Genomic DNA, 17,231 nt, shown 5'->3' with positions numbered 1-17,231 from the left:
ACCGAGGAGTGGCCGACGAGTCGGCGAAGACCGCGCCGGTGGGTGGCCGGCCCGCAGTCGGCTGTGGTCCTGCGCGGCGGCCAGATCCTCGCGGGGAGTGACCCCGACGGCAGCACGCCGCCCGGGCCCGCGTGGGCCGGGCGCCCGGCACCGGGTCCGGCCGTGGCCGCGACGGCGCCTCCGCCTCGCCAAGAGCGTGTGGCGTGCCGAGGGCGCCTCACGCCCGGCACGGCCGGACCCGGGCCGGTCCGAAGGCGCCTGCGGGCACGGGTAGCCTGCGGGCCGTGACTTCCACACTCATCTGGATCGCGGTGGCCCTGTTCGCGATCGGCCTCTATCTGAGCTGGACCGCGGGCCGGCTCGACCGACTGCACGCCCGGATCGACGCGGCCCGCGCCGCCCTGGACGCCCAGTTGCTGCGCCGCGCCTCGGTGGCCCAGGAACTGGCCACCTCCGCGGTGCTCGACCCGGCCGCGTCGATCGTCCTGTACGAGGCGGCCCACGCCGCACGCCAGGCCGAGGAGGAACAGCGCGAGGTCGCCGAGAGCGAGCTGAGCCAGGCGCTGCGGGCCGTGTTCGCCGAGTCCCAGCAGGTCGAGGCGGTCCGTGAGGCGCCCGGGGGAGAGGAGGCCACCCGGGAACTGACCGAGGCGGTACGCCGGGTGCCCATGGCCCGGCGCTTCCACAACGACGCCGTACGGGCGGCCAGGGCGCTGCGCAGGCACCGCAAGGTCCGCTGGTTCCGGCTGGCCGGCCACGCGCCGTTCCCGATGGCCTTCGAGATGGACGACGAGCCTCCGGCGGCGCTCACCGATCGCACCGCCTGACGGCGGCCACGCCCCGCCCGGCCCCCGTCCCAGACCGCCGCAGGCCGGAAAACGATCCACCGCCTCCTCATTGGCCCTTGCTGTGGCCTGGTCCCCTCGCGTTTCCTCGGTGCTGTTGAAACCCTCTTTCCCTTCAGCGAGGTCATCCGTGTCCAGCACGCTTTCCGACAACCAGGTTCCCGAGACCGGCACCGCGCGTGTGAAGCGCGGCATGGCCGAACAGCTCAAGGGCGGCGTGATCATGGACGTCGTCACGCCGGACCAGGCGAAGATCGCCGAGGACGCGGGCGCCGTCGCCGTCATGGCCCTGGAGCGGGTCCCCGCCGACATCCGCAAGGACGGCGGCGTGGCCCGTATGTCCGACCCGGACATGATCGAGGGCATCATCGAGGCCGTCTCGATCCCGGTCATGGCCAAGTCCCGCATCGGCCACTTCGTCGAGGCCCAGGTGCTCCAGTCCCTCGGCGTCGACTACATCGACGAGTCCGAGGTCCTCACCCCGGCCGACGAGGTCAACCACTCCGACAAGTGGGCCTTCACGACCCCCTTCGTCTGCGGCGCCACCAACCTGGGCGAGGCCCTGCGCCGCATCGCCGAGGGCGCGGCCATGATCCGCTCCAAGGGCGAGGCCGGCACCGGCAACGTCGTCGAGGCCGTGCGCCACCTGCGCCAGATCAAGAACGAGATCGCCCGGCTGCGCGGCTACGACAACAACGAGCTGTACGCCGCCGCGAAGGAACTGCGCGCCCCGTACGAGATCGTCAAGGAGGTCGCCGAGCTCGGCAAGCTCCCGGTGGTCCTGTTCTCCGCCGGTGGCGTCGCCACCCCGGCCGACGCCGCCCTGATGCGCCAGCTCGGTGCCGAGGGCGTCTTCGTCGGCTCCGGCATCTTCAAGTCCGGCGACCCGGCCAAGCGCGCCGCCGCCATCGTCAAGGCCACCACGTTCTACGACGACCCCAAGATCATCGCGGACGCCTCCCGCAACCTCGGCGAGGCCATGGTCGGCATCAACTGCGACACCCTGCCCGAGGCCGAGCGTTACGCGAACCGGGGCTGGTGATGACCTCTCCCACGGCCTCTCCCGTCGTCGGAGTACTCGCACTCCAGGGCGACGTACGGGAGCACCTCATCGCCCTGGCCGCGGCCGACGCCGTGGCCAGGCCGGTGCGGCGCCCCGAGGAACTCGCCGAGGTGGACGCCCTCGTCATCCCCGGCGGCGAGTCCACCACCATCTCCAAACTGGCCGTCCTCTTCGGCGTGATGGAGCCCCTCCGCGCGCGCGTGCGCGACGGCATGCCCGTCTACGGCACCTGCGCGGGCCTGATCATGCTCGCCGACAAGATCCTCGACCCGCGCTCGGGCCAGGAGACGATCGGCGGCATCGACATGATCGTGCGCCGCAACGCCTTCGGACGTCAGAACGAGTCCTTCGAAGCGGCGGTCGACGTCAAGGGCATCGAGGGCGATCCTGTGGAGGGCGTGTTCATCCGCGCCCCCTGGGTGGAGTCCGTCGGCGCCGAGGCCGAGGTGCTCGCCGAGCACGACGGCCACATCGTCGCGGTCCGCCAGGGCAACGCGCTCGCCACGTCGTTCCACCCCGAACTGACCGGCGACCACCGCGTGCACGCGCTCTTTGTCGACATGGTGCGCGCCAACCGGGCGGCCGAGTCCTTGTAGGATCTCTGGCAGTTCGTATCTGGATGGGTTACGCGAAGGAGACAGGCAGATGTCCGGCCACTCTAAATGGGCCACGACGAAGCACAAGAAGGCCGTGATCGACGCCAAGCGCGGCAAGCTCTTCGCGAAGCTGATCAAGAACATCGAGGTCGCGGCGCGCATGGGCGGCGTGGACCTCGACGGCAACCCGACGCTGTACGACGCCGTCCAGAAGGCGAAGAAGAGCTCGGTCCCGAACAAGAACATCGACTCCGCGATCAAGCGCGGCGGTGGGCTTGAGGCCGGTGGCGCCGACTACGAGACGATCATGTACGAGGGTTACGGCCCCAACGGTGTCGCGGTGCTCATCGAGTGCCTCACCGACAACCGCAACCGCGCCGCCTCCGACGTCCGCGTCGCCATGACCCGCAACGGCGGCTCGATGGCCGACCCGGGCTCGGTGTCGTACCTCTTCAACCGCAAGGGCGTCGTCATCGTCCCCAAGGGCGAGCTGGGCGAGGACGACGTCCTCGGAGCGGTCCTGGACGCGGGCGCCGAAGAGGTCAACGACCTCGGCGAGTCCTTCGAGATCCTCAGCGAGGCCACCGACCTGGTCGCCGTCCGCACCGCCCTCCAGGACGCCGGGATCGACTACGACTCCGCCGACGCCAACTTCGTCCCGACCATGCAGGTCGAGCTGGACGAGGAGGGCGCCAGGAAGATCTTCAAGCTGATCGACGCGCTCGAGGACAGCGACGACGTCCAGAACGTCTTCGCCAACTTCGACGTCAGCGACGAGGTCATGGAGAAGGTCGACGCGTAGCGCTGCCGCGAGCTGAGCCGTTTCGGCGGGCCGTTGGGACACGTCCCGCCGGCCCGCCGCTGTTGTCGGTGGCAGCGGATAGCCTGACGACAGTCAAAGATCGCCGTCCACGGGCCGCAGCCAAGAATTGAGCAACCCCGACGGCGCTCGGCCACGTCCGCGAGAGCGGCGGCGGCTCAGCCGCAAAGAGGGGAGCGCGGGTGCGCGTACTGGGGGTGGACCCGGGACTGACGCGTTGCGGTGTCGGTGTGGTCGAGGGCGTCGCGGGACGGCCGCTCACCATGCTCGGCGTCGGCGTCGTCCGCACGCCCGCGGACGCCGAGTTGGGGCAGCGGCTCGTCGCCGTCGAGCAGGGCATCGAACAGTGGCTGGACGAGCACCGGCCCGAATGCGTCGCCGTGGAGCGGGTGTTCAGCCAGCACAACGTCCGTACGGTCATGGGTACCGCCCAGGCCAGCGCCGTCGCGATGCTCTGCGCCGCCCGGCGCGGCATCCCCGTCGCCCTGCACACGCCCAGCGAGGTCAAGGCCGCCGTCACCGGCAGCGGCCGCGCGGACAAGGCCCAGGTCGGTGCCATGGTCACCCGGCTGCTGCGGCTCGACGCACCCCCGAAGCCCGCCGACGCGGCCGACGCCCTCGCGCTCGCCATCTGCCACATCTGGCGCGCCCCCGCCCAGAACCGACTCCAGCAGGCCGTCGCCCTGCACGCAACGAAAGGCCGTAGGGCATGATCGCCTTCGTCAGCGGGACCGTCGCCGCACTCGCTCCCGACGCCGCGGTGGTCGAGGTGGGCGGTGTCGGCATGGCCGTCCAGTGCACGCCGAACACCCTCTCCACGCTCCGGCTCGGCCGGCCGGCCAAGCTCGCGACCTCTCTCGTCGTCCGTGAGGACTCGCTGACCCTGTACGGCTTCGTGGACGACGACGAACGCCAGGTCTTCGAACTGCTCCAGACCGCGAGCGGAGTCGGCCCGCGGCTGGCCCAGTCGATGCTGGCCGTGCACAGCCCGGACGCACTGCGCCGGGCCGTCGCGACGGGCGACGAGAAGGCGCTCATCGCCGTCCCCGGCATCGGCAAGAAGGGCGCCCAGAAGCTCCTCCTCGAACTGAAGGACCGCCTGGGCGAGCCCGTCGGCGCCCCCGCGATCGGTGCCCCGGTCACCCAGGGCTGGCGCGACCAGCTGCACGCGGCCCTGATCGGCCTGGGGTACGCGACCCGCGAGGCCGACGAGGCCGTCTCCGCGGTGGCGCCGCAGGCCGAGGCCGCCGGGGGCACGCCCCAGGTCGGCCACCTGCTGAAGGCGGCCCTTCAGACCCTGAACCGCGCCCGCTGACCCACCGGATACCGAGGCACATCACATGAACTGGGACGACACGGCCGACGAGTCCGCCGCGGAGCGACTGGTGGACTCCGGCGCCGACCGGGAGGACCAGGCCGTCGAGGCCGCCCTGCGCCCCAAGGACCTGGGCGAGTTCATCGGCCAGGAGAAGGTCCGCGAACAGCTCGACCTGGTGCTCCGGGCGGCACGCGCGCGCGGGGCCACCGCCGACCACGTGCTCCTGTCCGGCGCCCCCGGCCTCGGCAAGACCACCCTGTCGATGATCATCGCGGCCGAGATGAACGCCCCGATCCGCATCACCAGCGGCCCCGCGATCCAGCACGCCGGCGACCTCGCCGCGATCCTGTCCTCCCTCCAGGAGGGCGAGGTCCTCTTCCTCGACGAGATCCACCGCATGTCGAGGCCCGCCGAGGAGATGCTGTACATGGCGATGGAGGACTTCCGGGTCGACGTCATCGTCGGCAAGGGCCCCGGCGCCACCGCCATCCCCCTGGAGCTGCCTCCCTTCACCCTGGTCGGCGCCACCACCCGCGCTGGCCTGCTGCCGCCGCCGCTGCGCGACCGCTTCGGCTTCACCGCGCACATGGAGTTCTACGAGCCCCTTGAGCTGGAGCGCGTCATCCACCGCTCGGCGAACCTGCTCGACGTCGAGATCGAGGCCGACGGTGCCGCCGAGATCGCCGGCCGCTCCCGCGGCACGCCCCGTATCGCCAACCGGCTGCTGCGCCGGGTGCGCGACTACGCCCAGGTCAAGGCCGACGGTCTGATCACCCGCGACATCGCCGAGGCGGCCCTCGCCGTCTACGAGGTCGACGCCCGCGGCCTCGACCGCCTGGACCGGGGCGTCCTGGAGGCCCTGCTCAAACTGTTCGGCGGCGGCCCGGTCGGCCTGTCCACCCTGGCGGTCGCGGTGGGGGAGGAGCGCGAGACCGTGGAGGAGGTCGCCGAACCGTTCCTGGTCCGGGAGGGACTGCTCGCCCGCACCCCGCGCGGACGGGTCGCCACACCCGCGGCATGGGCGCATCTCGGCCTCACCCCGCCCGGCTCGGCGGCCACAGGAAACGGACAACAGGACCTGTTCGGGACGTGACGACGCGGTGACGGCGCGCGCATTGGCCGCGGCAGGAACCACGGTGGGATGCTGAGCGTTGTTCCATGCGCGCGGACTCGCTTAGACTCCGCCGATGCCGCCTTTGTCGGCGGTGCACATCCCCCCAACCATCAGGCCGCTCACCACCGCGGTCGCGTGAAGGAAGTACCGACCCGTGAGTCTCGTGACCCTCCTCCCGTTCATCGTGCTCATCGGGGCCATGTTCCTGATGACCCGCTCCGCCAAGAAGAAGCAGCAGGCCGCTGCGCAGATGCGGAACGATATGCAGCCCGGCAGTGGCATCCGCACCATCGGGGGCATGTACGCGACGGTGAAGGAGGTCAACGAGGACACGGTCCTCGTCGACGCCGGTCCGGGCGTCGACCTGCTCTTCGCGAAGAACGCCATCGGTGCGGTCCTGACCGACGACGAGTACAACCGCATCGTCCACGGCGTCGAGCACGATCTGAAGTCCGACTCCGACGTCGTCCCGGACGACGCCTCCTCCCTCACCGAGACCGACGGCGACGCCAAGTCCGTGGACCTCGGCAAGAAGGACACGGTCGAGGAGACCACCGACGCCGAGCCCACCGAGGCCGCGGCCGCCGAGGCGGACGACGCGAAGGCGGATGACGCCAAGACGGACGACGTCAAGGCGGACGACGCGAAGACGGACGAGGAGCCGAAGAAGACCGACGGCGACTCCGAGGCGAAGTAGCCGTATGCCGGGGTGCGCGGGCCGCCGCCGCGCGCCCCGGCATACGCGCAGCTCACACGGGATCCCGACACATTCATGGCCGCCCGCCCGTTGATCCGGCGCGAGGCGGCCCGAGAGGGAGTACGAGAAGGTGGCAGCACCTAAGAGGGGCCGGAACGCGAGCGCCCAGAGCAAGCCAGGGCGCTCGCTGGCCCTCATCCTGATCGCCATGGTGGCGCTCACCGGAGGCATGTTCCTGTCCGGGCACACCACCCCGCGGCTCGGCATCGACCTCGCCGGCGGCACCAGCATCACACTGCGGGCCGAGACGGAGCCGGGCCAGGAGTCCGCGATCAACAAGACCAACATGGACACCGCGGTCGAGATCATGAACCGCCGTGTCAATGGTCTTGGTGTGTCCGAGGCCGAGGTTCAGACCCAGGGCGACGCGAACATCATCGTCAACATCCCCAAGGGCACGAACTCCAAGGAGGCCCAGGACCAGGTCGGCACCACCGCCAAGCTGTACTTCCGGCCGGTCCTCACCACCGAGCTCTCCGCCGGCACGCCGACCAGCCCGTCGCCGAGCCCCTCCAGCGGTGCGAGCGACAAGGCGACCGACGGCGCCAAGGACGAGAAGGCGACCTCGTCGGGATCCCCCTCCGCCACGCCTTCGTCGACCTCCACCACCCAGGGCCGTGTGGTCACCGACGCCCTGAAGGCCGACGCCGATGCCACGCCGTCCACGAACCCCTCCGGTTCCGGAAGCCCGGCCGCCTCCCCGCCCGCCAGCGGTGGCGCCACCGACGACGCGACCAGCAAGCTCCAGGCCGAGTACGCCGCCCTGGACTGCACCAACCCGAAGGTCCGCGCCGAGGCCGGCAAGGGCACCAAGCCCACCGACCCCACGGTGGCCTGCGGCAACTCGAGCGGCCAGTGGCAGAAGTACATCCTCGGCCCGGCCGCGGTCGACGGCACCGACGTCGACAAGGCGCAGGCCGTCTTCCAGACGACGACCGCCGCCGGCTGGACCGTCACCATGGACTTCACGGGCAGCGGCACCAAGAAGTTCGCCGACATCACCGGCCGGCTCGCCCAGAACCAGCCCCCGCAGAACCAGTTCGCGATCGTGCTCGACGGCGAGGTCGTCTCCGACCCGCGCGTCAGCCAGGCGCTGACCACCGGCAACGCGGAAATCTCCGGCAGCTTCACCCAGGAGGAGGCCCAGGGCCTCGCCAACATGCTGTCGTACGGCGCCCTGCCGCTGTCCTTCAAGGAGGACAGCGTCACCACGGTGACCGCCGCGCTCGGCGGCGAGCAGCTGCACGCCGGTCTGATCGCCGGCGCCATCGGCCTCGCCCTGGTCGTGCTCTACCTGCTGGTGTACTACCGGGGTCTGTCGTTCATCGCGGTCGCCTCGCTGCTGGTCTCCGCCGCGCTCACCTATGTGATCATGTCGCTGCTCGGCCCGGCCATCGGCTTCGCGCTCAACCTGCCGGCCGTCTGCGGTGCCATCGTCGCGATCGGCATCACGGCGGACTCGTTCATCGTCTACTTCGAACGTGTCCGTGACGAGATCCGCGAGGGTCGCACGCTCCGCCCCGCCGTCGAGCGGGCCTGGCCGCGTGCCCGGCGCACCATCCTGGTCTCCGACTTCGTGTCGTTCCTCGCCGCGGCGGTGCTGTTCATCGTCACCGTCGGCAAGGTCCAGGGCTTCGCGTTCACGCTCGGTCTGACCACCCTGCTCGACGTCGTCGTGGTCTTCCTCTTCACCAAGCCGCTGCTGACGCTCATGGCCCGCCGCAACTTCTTCGCGAGCGGCCACAAGTGGTCCGGCCTCGACCCCAAGGCTCTGGGCGCCAAGCCTCCGCTGCGCCGCACGCGTCGCTCCGCTCCCACCGCCGGCCCCGTCGACCCGAAGGAGGCGTGAGATGTCGAAGCTCGGCACCCTCGGCGCCCGACTGCACCGTGGCGAGGTCGGCTACGACTTCGTCAAGAACCGCAAGATCTGGTACAGCATCTCGATCCTGATCACCATCACGGCCATCGTCGGCCTGGCGGTGCGCGGCCTGAACATGGGCATCGACTTCCAGGGCGGCGCGGTCTTCACCACCCCGAAGAAGACGGTCGCCTCGGTCTCCCAGGCCGAGACGTACGCGGAAGAGGCCTCCGGCCACGACGCGATCGTGCAGAAGCTCGGCAACGGCAGCCTGCGCATCCAGATCGCCGGCATCGACACCGAGAAGTCCAACCAGATCAAGGAAGAGCTGGCGACCGACCTGAAGGTCGACTCCGAGAGCATCAACGCCGACCTGATCGGCCCCAGTTGGGGTGACCAGATCGCCAACAAGGCCTGGCAGGGCCTCGGGATCTTCCTGGTCCTCGTCGTGATCTATCTGGCGATCGCCTTCGAATGGCGCATGGCGATCGCCGCGTTCGTCGCGCTGATCCACGACATCACCATCACGGTCGGTATCTACGCCCTCGTCGGCTTCGAGGTCACACCCGGCACGGTGATCGGTCTGCTGACCATCCTCGGTTACTCGCTCTACGACACGGTCGTCGTCTTCGACAGTCTCAAGGAACAGACCAGGGACATCACCAAGCAGACCCGCTGGACCTACAGCGACGTCGCCAACCGCTCGATCAACAGCACCCTGGTCCGCTCCATCAACACCACCGTGGTGGCGCTGCTGCCGGTGGGTGGCCTGCTGTTCATCGGCGGCGGTGTCCTCGGCGCCGGCATGCTGAACGACATCTCGCTGTCGCTGTTCGTCGGTCTCGCGGCCGGTGCGTACTCCTCGATCTTCATCGCCACGCCGCTCGTCGCCGACCTCAAGGAGCTCGAGCCGCAGATGAAGGCGCTGAAGAAGCGCGTCCTCGCCAAGCGCGCCCAGGGTGCCACGGCGGGCGAGGCCCCGGACACCCGCGTCACCGACGAGGTGCCCGCGGACGAGCCCGAGGACGACGAGGCCCACGCGGTCGTCGGCCCGCGCAACCAGCCCGCGGCCCGCAGCCGGGGCCGCGGCCGACCGTCGGGGAAGCGCCGATGACCGACATTCAGGAGCTGCTGCTCAGCCGGATCCGTGACGTGGCCGACTACCCGGAGCCGGGGGTGATGTTCAAGGACATCACCCCGCTGCTGGCGGACCCGGCGGCGTTCACCGCGCTCACCGACGCCCTCGCCGGGATCGCCACGGAGACCGGCGCCACGAAGATCGTCGGCCTGGAGGCCCGCGGCTTCATCCTCGGCGCCCCGGTCGCGGTCCGCGCGGGCCTCGGCTTCATCCCCGTACGCAAGGCGGGCAAGCTCCCCGGAGCGACCCTCAGCCAGGCCTACGACCTGGAGTACGGCTCCGCCGAGATCGAGGTGCACGCCGAGGACCTCGCGCAGGGCGACCGGGTCCTGGTCGTCGACGACGTCCTGGCCACCGGCGGCACCGCCGAGGCCTCGATCCAGCTCATCCGCCGGGCGGGCGCCGAGGTCGCCGGCCTTGCCGTCCTGATGGAACTGGGCTTCCTGGGCGGCCGCGGCCGTCTGGAACCGGCGCTGTCCGGCGCCCCGCTGGAGGCGCTGCTCACGGTCTGAGACCGGCGCGGGCACCCGGGGGACACCCCGGCGTCACCCGCGGAACACCGCGAGGGCGGGCCCGGAGGAATCCGGTGCCCGCCTCTTGTGTTTCACGAGTAGACGGCCCTCACATCGGCCTGAAGGCGATCCTCGGGCGCAGGATCGCTACCATGGGGTCTCCGGAGCCTGACCGGGGGACCCGGATCGCGCACGAGGAGTCCTCTTGCCAGACGAGGCCCAGCCCCTGACCGCCGCCAAGCCCGAGCCCGCCTCGGCCCCCGCGGCGAAGCCCGCGCCGAACGTGTCGCAGGCGAAGAACGACACCCGCGGGCCGGTCCAGCACGCCCAGGCCGCGCCCGTCGACAAGCCCGCGGAGCAGCCGCGCCCCAAGCCGGTCGTGCCCGAGCGCCCCGTGAACACCTCCACGGTCCGTGCCCCCGCCGGCCAGCCCGCCCGCTCCGGCTCCTCCAACCGCGTCCGCGCCCGTCTGGCCCGCCTCGGCGTCCAGCGCTCCAACCCCTACAACCCGGTCCTGGAGCCGCTGCTGCGGATAGTGCGCAGCAACGACCCGAAGATCGAGACCGCGACGCTCCGCAAGATCGAGACGGCCTACCAGGTCGCCGAACGCTGGCATCGCGGCCAGAAGCGCAAGAGCGGCGACCCGTACATCACGCACCCGCTCGCGGTGACCACCATCCTCGCCGAGCTCGGCATGGACCCGGCCACCCTCATGGCCGGTCTGCTGCACGACACCGTCGAGGACACCGAGTACGGCCTGGACCAGCTGCGCCGCGACTTCGGCGACTCCGTCGCCCTGCTCGTGGACGGCGTCACCAAGCTGGACAAGGTCAAGTTCGGCGAGGCGGCCCAGGCCGAGACCGTGCGCAAGATGGTCGTGGCCATGGCCAAGGACCCGCGCGTCCTGGTCATCAAGCTCGCCGACCGGCTGCACAACATGCGCACCATGCGCTACCTCAAGCGCGAGAAGCAGGAGAAGAAGGCGCGCGAGACCCTGGAGATCTACGCGCCGCTCGCCCACCGCCTGGGCATGAACACCATCAAGTGGGAGCTGGAGGACCTCGCCTTCGCGATCCTCTACCCCAAGATGTACGACGAGATCGTCCGGCTGGTGGCCGAGCGGGCACCGAAGCGTGACGAGTACCTGGCCATAGTGACCGACGAGGTCCAGGCCGACCTGCGCGCGGCCCGTATCAAGGCGACCGTCACCGGGCGCCCGAAGCACTACTACAGCGTCTACCAGAAGATGATCGTCCGCGGCCGGGACTTCGCGGAGATCTACGACCTGGTGGGCATCCGCGTCCTGGTGGACACCGTCCGTGACTGCTACGCGGCGCTGGGCACCGTCCACGCCCGCTGGAACCCGGTTCCGGGGCGGTTCAAGGACTACATCGCGATGCCCAAGTTCAACATGTACCAGTCGCTGCACACGACGGTCATCGGGCCCAACGGCAAGCCGGTCGAACTCCAGATCCGCACCTTCGACATGCACCGCCGCGCCGAGTACGGCATCGCCGCGCACTGGAAGTACAAGCAGGAGGCCGTCGCCGGCGCCTCCAAGGTGCGCACCGACGCGCCGAAGTCGTCCGGCAAGGGCAAGGACGACCACCTGAACGACATGGCGTGGCTGCGCCAGCTGCTGGACTGGCAGAAGGAGACCGAGGACCCGGGCGAGTTCCTGGAGTCGCTGCGCTTCGACCTGTCCCGCAACGAGGTCTTCGTCTTCACCCCCAAGGGCGACGTCATAGCGCTCCCGGCGGGTGCCACTCCGGTGGACTTCGCCTACGCGGTGCACACGGAGGTCGGCCACCGGACCATAGGCGCACGGGTCAACGGCAGGCTCGTCCCCCTCGAATCCACCCTGGACAACGGCGACCTGGTGGAGGTCTTCACCTCCAAGGCGGCCGGCGCGGGACCCTCCCGCGACTGGCTCGGCTTCGTGAAGTCGCCGCGCGCCCGCAACAAGATCCGCGCCTGGTTCTCCAAGGAGCGGCGCGACGAGGCGATCGAGCAGGGCAAGGACGCCATCGCCCGTGCGATGCGCAAACAGAACCTGCCGATCCAGCGCATCCTCACCGGCGACTCGCTCGTCACCCTGGCGCACGAGATGCGCTACCCGGACATCTCCTCGCTCTACGCGGCGATCGGCGAGGGCCATGTGGCCGCGCAGAACGTCGTGCAGAAGCTGGTGCAGGCCCTCGGCGGCGAGGAGGCCGCCACCGAGGAGATGGACGAGTCGGTCCCGTCCACGCGCGGCCGCGGCCGCAAGCGGCGCAGCAGCAACGACCCGGGTGTCGTGGTCAAGGGCGTCGACGACGTGTGGGTCAAGCTGGCCCGCTGCTGTACGCCCGTGCCCGGCGACCCGATCATGGGCTTCGTCACCCGCGGCAGTGGCGTATCGGTTCACCGCAACGACTGCGTGAACGTGGACTCCTTGTCCCGCGAGCCCGAGCGCATCCTGGAGGTCGAGTGGGCGCCCACCCAGTCCTCGGTCTTCCTGGTCGCCATCCAGGTCGAGGCACTGGACCGCTCCCGGCTCCTGTCGGACGTCACCCGCGTCCTGTCCGACCAGCACGTCAACATCCTCTCCGCGGCCGTCCAGACCTCCCGCGACCGCGTCGCCACCTCCCGCTTCACCTTCGAGATGGGCGACCCGAAGCACCTCGGGCACGTCCTGAAGGCGGTCCGGGGCGTGGAGGGCGTGTACGACGTGTACCGCGTGACGTCGGCGCGCAGCCGGTCGTAGAGGACATGCCGTAGAAGACATGTCGTAGAGGACATACGAAAGGGCCCCGCACCCGAGGTGCGGGGCCCTTCGTCGTACGGTCTCGGTCGTATCGGCGGTCTCAGCCGCCGAACTCCTGAAGACCCTTCAGTGCCTGGTCCAGGAGTGCCTGGCGGCCCTCCAGCTCACGCTCGAGCTTGTCGGCCCTGGCGTTGTTGCCCTGGGCGCGTGCCTGCTCGATCTGGCCCTTGAGCCTGTCCACGGCGGCCTGGAGCTGGCCGGTCAGGCCCTCGGCACGCGCGCGTGCCTCCGGGTTGGTCCGGCGCCACTCGGTCTCCTCGGCCTCCTGGAGCGCGCGCTCGACCGCGTGCATCCGGCCCTCGACCTTCGGCCGGGCATCCCGCGGTACATGGCCGATGGCCTCCCAGCGCTCGTTGAGCGTACGGAAGGCGGCACGGGCGCTCTTCAGGTCGCCGATCGGCAGGAGCTTCTCGGCCTCCTCGGCCAGCTCCTCCTTCAGCTTGAGGTTCTCCGACTGCTCGGCGTCCCGTTCGGCGAAGACCGAGCTGCGGGCGGCGAAGAACACGTCCTGGGCGCCGCGGAAGCGGTTCCACAGGTCGTCCTCGTGCTCGCGCTGGGCGCGCCCCGCGGCCTTCCACTCCGCCATCAGCTCGCGGTAGCGCGCGGCCGTCGGGCCCCAGTCCGTCGAACCCGACAGCGCCTCGGCCTCCCCGACCAGGCGCTCCTTGGTGCGGCGGGCCTCCTCGCGCTGCGCGTCCAGCTGAGCGAAGTGCGCCTTGCGGCGCTTGGAGAACGCCGAGCGAGCGTGCGAGAAGCGGTGCCACAGCTCGTCGTCGGACTTGCGGTCCAGGCGGGGGAGACCCTTCCAGGTGTCCACCAGGGCACGCAGCCGCTCGCCGGCCGCCCGCCACTGGTCGGACTGCGCGAGCTCCTCCGCCTCGGCGACCAGCGCCTCCTTGGAGTGCCGGGCCTCGTCGGACTGCTTGGCCCGCTGCTGCTTGCGCTCCTCGCGGCGCTTGTCGACGGTCTCCACGAGCTTGTCCAGCCGGACCTTGAGCGCGTCCAGGTCACCGACCGCGTGGTGGGCGTCGACCTGCTCCCGGATGTGGTCGATCGCGACCTGTGCGTCCTTCGCCGACAGGTCGGTGGTCTTCACTCGCTTCTCGAGGAGGCCGATCTCGACAACCAGGCCCTCGTACTTGCGCTCGAAATAGGCCAACGCCTCCTCGGGGGAGCCCGCCTGCCAGGAACCGACGACCTGCTCGCCGTCGGCCGTACGCACGTACACGGTCCCCGTCTCGTCGACGCGGCCCCACGGGTCGCTGCTCACAGCGCCTCCTCCACATGATGCCCGCGAGGGGCCTCAGCGCCCCCGGGCATCGTCCACAGTTTCGTCACGGCCAACATAGGCGACCAGCGGGTTGCCTGTCCGCATCCCGCGCGACCGAAATTTCGCAGCTGGCGGTCAGGATTTGGTGACAGTTGCCTTGTTGATGACGACCGTCGCGTTGGGTGCCGTATTGCCCGTCGTGGGGTCCGCGGCCTGCGCTCCCGCGGCGGCGATCTTCTTCAGGACCTTCATACCGGATTCGGACACCGTGCCGAACGGTGTGTAGCTCGGCGGGAGCTGACTGTCCTGGTAGACGAGGAAGAACTGGCTGCCGCCGGAGTTCGGCTGGCCGGTGTTCGCCATCGCCACGGTGCCCGCCGGATAGATGTTGCTCTTGAGGCTTTTGTCCTTCAGGTTCTCGTCCGGAATCGTGTAGCCGGGACCACCGCTGCCGCTGCCCGTGGGGTCGCCGCACTGAAGGACGTAGATCCCCTCGGTGGTCAGGCGGTGGCACTTGGTGTGATCGAAGTAGCCCTTGCTCGCAAGGAAGCTGAACGAGTTCACCGTGCGCGGCGCGGCCGACGTCTTCAGCGCGATGTCTATGTCGCCGCAGGTCGTCGCCAGCTCCATCGAGTAGGTGGCCGACTTGTCGATCGTCAACGCCGGCTCCTTCTTCCAGGTCGCCGTCTTGACCTTGCCCGCCGCGGGCTTCTCGCACGGATCCGGAGCCTTGCTGGGCTCCTTGCTCGGCGTCGACTCGGAGCTCGTGTTGGTCTTGTCGTCGTCCTTGAGTACACCGCTCGTGTACAGGGCGAGACTGCCGACCAGGACCACGCCGAGTACCGACGCGATCACCGAGTTCCGCATGCGGGCCTTGCGCCGCGCGGCTGTGCGCCGCTGCTGTTGCCGCAAGAACTTCTCCCGGGCGAGCTGACGCTTCCGCTGTTCCTGGGTGACCACCGGATTCTCTCCTCGTGCGTCTCGTACGTCGACTGGGACGCGTGCGTCTTGTGAGCCGACCGCCTGCGTGTGCCCCGTACCGTATATGGGTTCGCTGAGGAATCGGCAGCGCCGGTAGGCTCTGACCACAGGCTTAGCCGCCCGAAGCCCGCCCGTATCGACACAACGAGGGACGATCGTGCTCATTGCCGGGTTCCCCGCCGGGGCCTGGGGGACGAACTGTTATCTCGTCGCCCCCGCCGCCGGTGAGGAGTGCGTGATCATCGACCCCGGCCACCAGGCCGCTCAGGGAGTCGAGGAGACGCTGAAGAAGCATCGGCTCAAGCCCGTCGCCGTCGTCCTCACACACGGCCACCTCGACCATGTGGCCTCGGTCGTCCCGGTGTGCGGCGCGCACGACGTGCCGGCGTGGATCCACCCCGAGGACCGCTACATGATGAGCGATCCGGAGAAGGCGCTCGGCCGTTCCGTCGGGATGCCGCTGATGGGTGAGCTGACCGTCGGGGAGCCCGACGACGTCCGTGAACTGGCCGACGGCTCGAAGCTGGAGCTCGCGGGTCTGGAGCTGACCGTCGCGCACGCGCCGGGCCATACCAAGGGGTCGGTGACCTTCGGCCTGCCCGAGGCGGCGGACATCCCGCCGGTCTTCTTCTCGGGCGACCTGCTCTTCGCCGGCTCCATCGGACGCACCGACCTGCCCGGCGGTGACATGGCCGAGATGCTCGACTCGCTGGCCCGCGTGTGCCTGCCGCTCGACGACTCGACCGTGGTGCTGTCCGGCCACGGCCCCCAGACGACCATCGGCCAGGAGCGCGCCGCCAACCCGTATCTGCGGCAGGTGGCCGCCGGCCAGGGAGCTCAGCAGGCTCCCCGACGAGGAATGTGACGAGACCTTCCGTGAGCACCTTCAACGCCCCCAAGGGCACGTACGACCTGATCCCCCCGGACAGCGCCACCTTCCTGGCGGTCCGCGAGGCGATCGCCGCGCCCCTGCGCAACTCCGGCTACGGCTACGTCGAGACGCCCGGCTTCGAGAACGTCGAGCTGTTCGCGCGCGGTGTCGGTGAGTCCACCGACATCGTGACCAAGGAGATGTACGCCTTCGAGACCAAGGGCGGCGACAAGCTCGCCCTGCGCCCCGAGGGCACGGCCTCCGTGCTGCGCGCCGCCCTGGAGGCGAACCTGCACAAGGCCGGCAACCTCCCGGTCAAGCTCTGGTACTCCGGCTCGTACTACCGCTACGAGCGCCCGCAGAAGGGCCGTTACCGGCACTTCTCCCAGGTCGGCGCCGAGGCCATCGGCGCGGAGGACCCGGCGCTGGACGCCGAGCTGATCATCCTGGCCGACCAGGCGTATCGCTCGCTGGGCCTGCGCACCTTCCGGATCCTGCTCAACAGCCTGGGCGACCAGGAGTGCCGCCCGGTGTACCGGACCGCGTTGCAGGACTTCCTGCGCGGCCTGGATCTCGACGAGGACACCCTGCGCCGGGCGGAGATCAACCCGCTGCGGGTCCTGGACGACAAGCGCGAGTCGGTCCAGAAGCAGCTCGGGGACGCCCCGCTGCTGCGGGACTACCTCTGCGACGCGTGCAAGGCGTACCACGAAGAGGTCCGCGAGCTGATCACGGCCGCGGGCGTCGCCTTCGAGGACGACCCGAAGCTGGTCCGCGGCCTGGACTACTACACCCGCACCACCTTCGAGTTCGTCCACGACGGTCTCGGCTCCCAGTCCGCGGTGGGCGGCGGCGGCCGCTACGACGGCCTGTCCGAGATGATCGGCGGCCCCGCGCTGCCGTCGGTGGGCTGGGCGCTGGGCGTCGACCGGACGGTCCTCGCCCTGGAGGCGGAGGGCATCGAGCTCGAACTCCCCGCCAGCACCAGCGTCTTCGCGGTGCCGCTGGGCGAGGAGGCCCGCCGGATCCTGTTCGCCAAGGTCACCGAGCTGCGCAAGGTGGGCATCGCCGCCGACTTCTCCTACGGCGGCAAGGGCCTCAAGGGCGCCATGAAGAACGCCAACCGCAGCGGGGCCCGCTACACGATCGTGGCCGGCGAGCGCGACCTCGCCGAGGGCGTCGTCCAGCTCAAGGACATGGAGTCCGGCGAGCAGACGGCGGTCGGGGTCAACGAGATCGTGGCGGAGCTGGAAGCACGGCTGGGCTGAGTGTTTCTCGCCCC

Annotated in this window: 16 protein-coding genes; 14 read left to right on the top strand and 2 right to left on the bottom strand. The window is 70.1% G+C overall.

Going from position 1 to position 17,231, the window contains the following annotated elements:
* Nucleotides 1-284: 284 nt before the first annotated feature.
* The 12 genes from SLINC_RS09045 to relA all read left to right on the top strand — a co-directional run bounded on the left by SLINC_RS09045 (nt 285) and on the right by relA (nt 12,767).
* On the top strand, nt 285-827 hold the full coding sequence (locus SLINC_RS09045; RefSeq protein WP_067429029.1) for a LemA family protein: 543 nt from the start codon (nt 285-287) through the stop codon (nt 825-827).
* Nucleotides 828-975: 148 nt separating this feature from the next.
* Nucleotides 976-1,887: a pyridoxal 5'-phosphate synthase lyase subunit PdxS gene (pdxS, locus tag SLINC_RS09040; protein ID WP_067429024.1), complete on the top strand. Its 912-nt coding sequence runs from the start codon at nt 976-978 to the stop codon at nt 1,885-1,887.
* Nucleotides 1,887-2,504, top strand: coding sequence for a pyridoxal 5'-phosphate synthase glutaminase subunit PdxT (gene pdxT, locus SLINC_RS09035; protein WP_067429022.1), 618 nt, complete (start codon nt 1,887-1,889; stop codon nt 2,502-2,504). The genes pdxS and pdxT overlap by 1 nt, the downstream gene beginning before the upstream one ends.
* Nucleotides 2,505-2,553: 49 nt before the next feature.
* The gene (locus tag SLINC_RS09030) at nt 2,554-3,306 is read left to right on the top strand and encodes a YebC/PmpR family DNA-binding transcriptional regulator (RefSeq protein ID WP_067429020.1); all 753 of its coding nucleotides are present in this window, start codon (nt 2,554-2,556) and stop codon (nt 3,304-3,306) included.
* Nucleotides 3,307-3,506: 200 nt separating this feature from the next.
* The gene (gene ruvC, locus SLINC_RS09025) at nt 3,507-4,037 is read left to right on the top strand and encodes a crossover junction endodeoxyribonuclease RuvC (RefSeq protein WP_067429018.1); all 531 of its coding nucleotides are present in this window, start codon (nt 3,507-3,509) and stop codon (nt 4,035-4,037) included.
* Entirely contained in the window at nt 4,034-4,639 is a 606-nt protein-coding gene (ruvA, locus tag SLINC_RS09020; RefSeq protein ID WP_067429015.1) for a Holliday junction branch migration protein RuvA, read from the top strand. The genes ruvC and ruvA overlap by 4 nt, the downstream gene beginning before the upstream one ends.
* 25 nt (nt 4,640-4,664) lie before the next feature.
* Nucleotides 4,665-5,735: a Holliday junction branch migration DNA helicase RuvB gene (gene ruvB / locus SLINC_RS09015; protein ID WP_067429012.1), complete on the top strand. Its 1,071-nt coding sequence runs from the start codon at nt 4,665-4,667 to the stop codon at nt 5,733-5,735.
* Nucleotides 5,736-5,910: 175 nt separating this feature from the next.
* Nucleotides 5,911-6,453, top strand: a complete 543-nt coding sequence (gene yajC / locus SLINC_RS09010) for a preprotein translocase subunit YajC (protein ID WP_067429009.1) — start codon at nt 5,911-5,913, stop codon at nt 6,451-6,453.
* A 130-nt stretch (nt 6,454-6,583) separates the two neighbouring features.
* Nucleotides 6,584-8,362 (top strand): protein translocase subunit SecD, encoded by a 1,779-nt coding sequence (gene secD, locus SLINC_RS09005; RefSeq protein ID WP_067429007.1) that lies wholly within the window; start codon nt 6,584-6,586, stop codon nt 8,360-8,362.
* A gap of 1 nt (nt 8,363) precedes the next feature.
* Nucleotides 8,364-9,485, top strand: a complete 1,122-nt coding sequence (secF, locus tag SLINC_RS09000; protein ID WP_067429003.1) for a protein translocase subunit SecF — start codon at nt 8,364-8,366, stop codon at nt 9,483-9,485.
* Nucleotides 9,482-10,021 (top strand): adenine phosphoribosyltransferase, encoded by a 540-nt coding sequence (locus SLINC_RS08995; protein WP_067429001.1) that lies wholly within the window; start codon nt 9,482-9,484, stop codon nt 10,019-10,021. Before secF ends, SLINC_RS08995 begins: the two co-directional genes overlap by 4 nt.
* A gap of 205 nt (nt 10,022-10,226) precedes the next feature.
* Nucleotides 10,227-12,767: a GTP pyrophosphokinase gene (gene relA, locus SLINC_RS08990; protein WP_067428999.1), complete on the top strand. Its 2,541-nt coding sequence runs from the start codon at nt 10,227-10,229 to the stop codon at nt 12,765-12,767.
* A 100-nt stretch (nt 12,768-12,867) separates the two neighbouring features.
* Here relA and SLINC_RS08985 read toward each other — a convergent pair whose 3' ends face one another.
* The gene (locus SLINC_RS08985; RefSeq protein WP_067428997.1) at nt 12,868-14,097 is read right to left on the bottom strand and encodes a DUF349 domain-containing protein; all 1,230 of its coding nucleotides are present in this window, start codon (nt 14,095-14,097) and stop codon (nt 12,868-12,870) included.
* 135 nt (nt 14,098-14,232) lie between these two features.
* The gene (locus SLINC_RS08980; protein ID WP_067428995.1) at nt 14,233-15,057 is read right to left on the bottom strand and encodes a peptidylprolyl isomerase; all 825 of its coding nucleotides are present in this window, start codon (nt 15,055-15,057) and stop codon (nt 14,233-14,235) included.
* Between the two features lie 178 nt (nt 15,058-15,235).
* Here SLINC_RS08980 and SLINC_RS08975 point away from each other — a divergent pair, with 178 nt between their 5' ends.
* Both SLINC_RS08975 and hisS read left to right on the top strand, forming a co-directional pair.
* A complete protein-coding gene (locus SLINC_RS08975) occupies nt 15,236-15,943 on the top strand; it encodes an MBL fold metallo-hydrolase (RefSeq protein ID WP_067428993.1) in 708 nt (235 codons plus the stop codon).
* Nucleotides 15,944-15,954: 11 nt separating this feature from the next.
* The gene (gene hisS, locus SLINC_RS08970) at nt 15,955-17,217 is read left to right on the top strand and encodes a histidine--tRNA ligase (protein WP_067428991.1); all 1,263 of its coding nucleotides are present in this window, start codon (nt 15,955-15,957) and stop codon (nt 17,215-17,217) included.
* Nucleotides 17,218-17,231: the final 14 nt, after the last annotated feature.

This window comes from Streptomyces lincolnensis, from assembly GCF_001685355.1.
Lineage (GTDB): Bacteria > Actinomycetota > Actinomycetes > Streptomycetales > Streptomycetaceae > Streptomyces > Streptomyces lincolnensis.
Note: the sequence above shows the minus strand (reverse complement) of the source record. Positions and strands in the feature narration are given on the sequence as shown.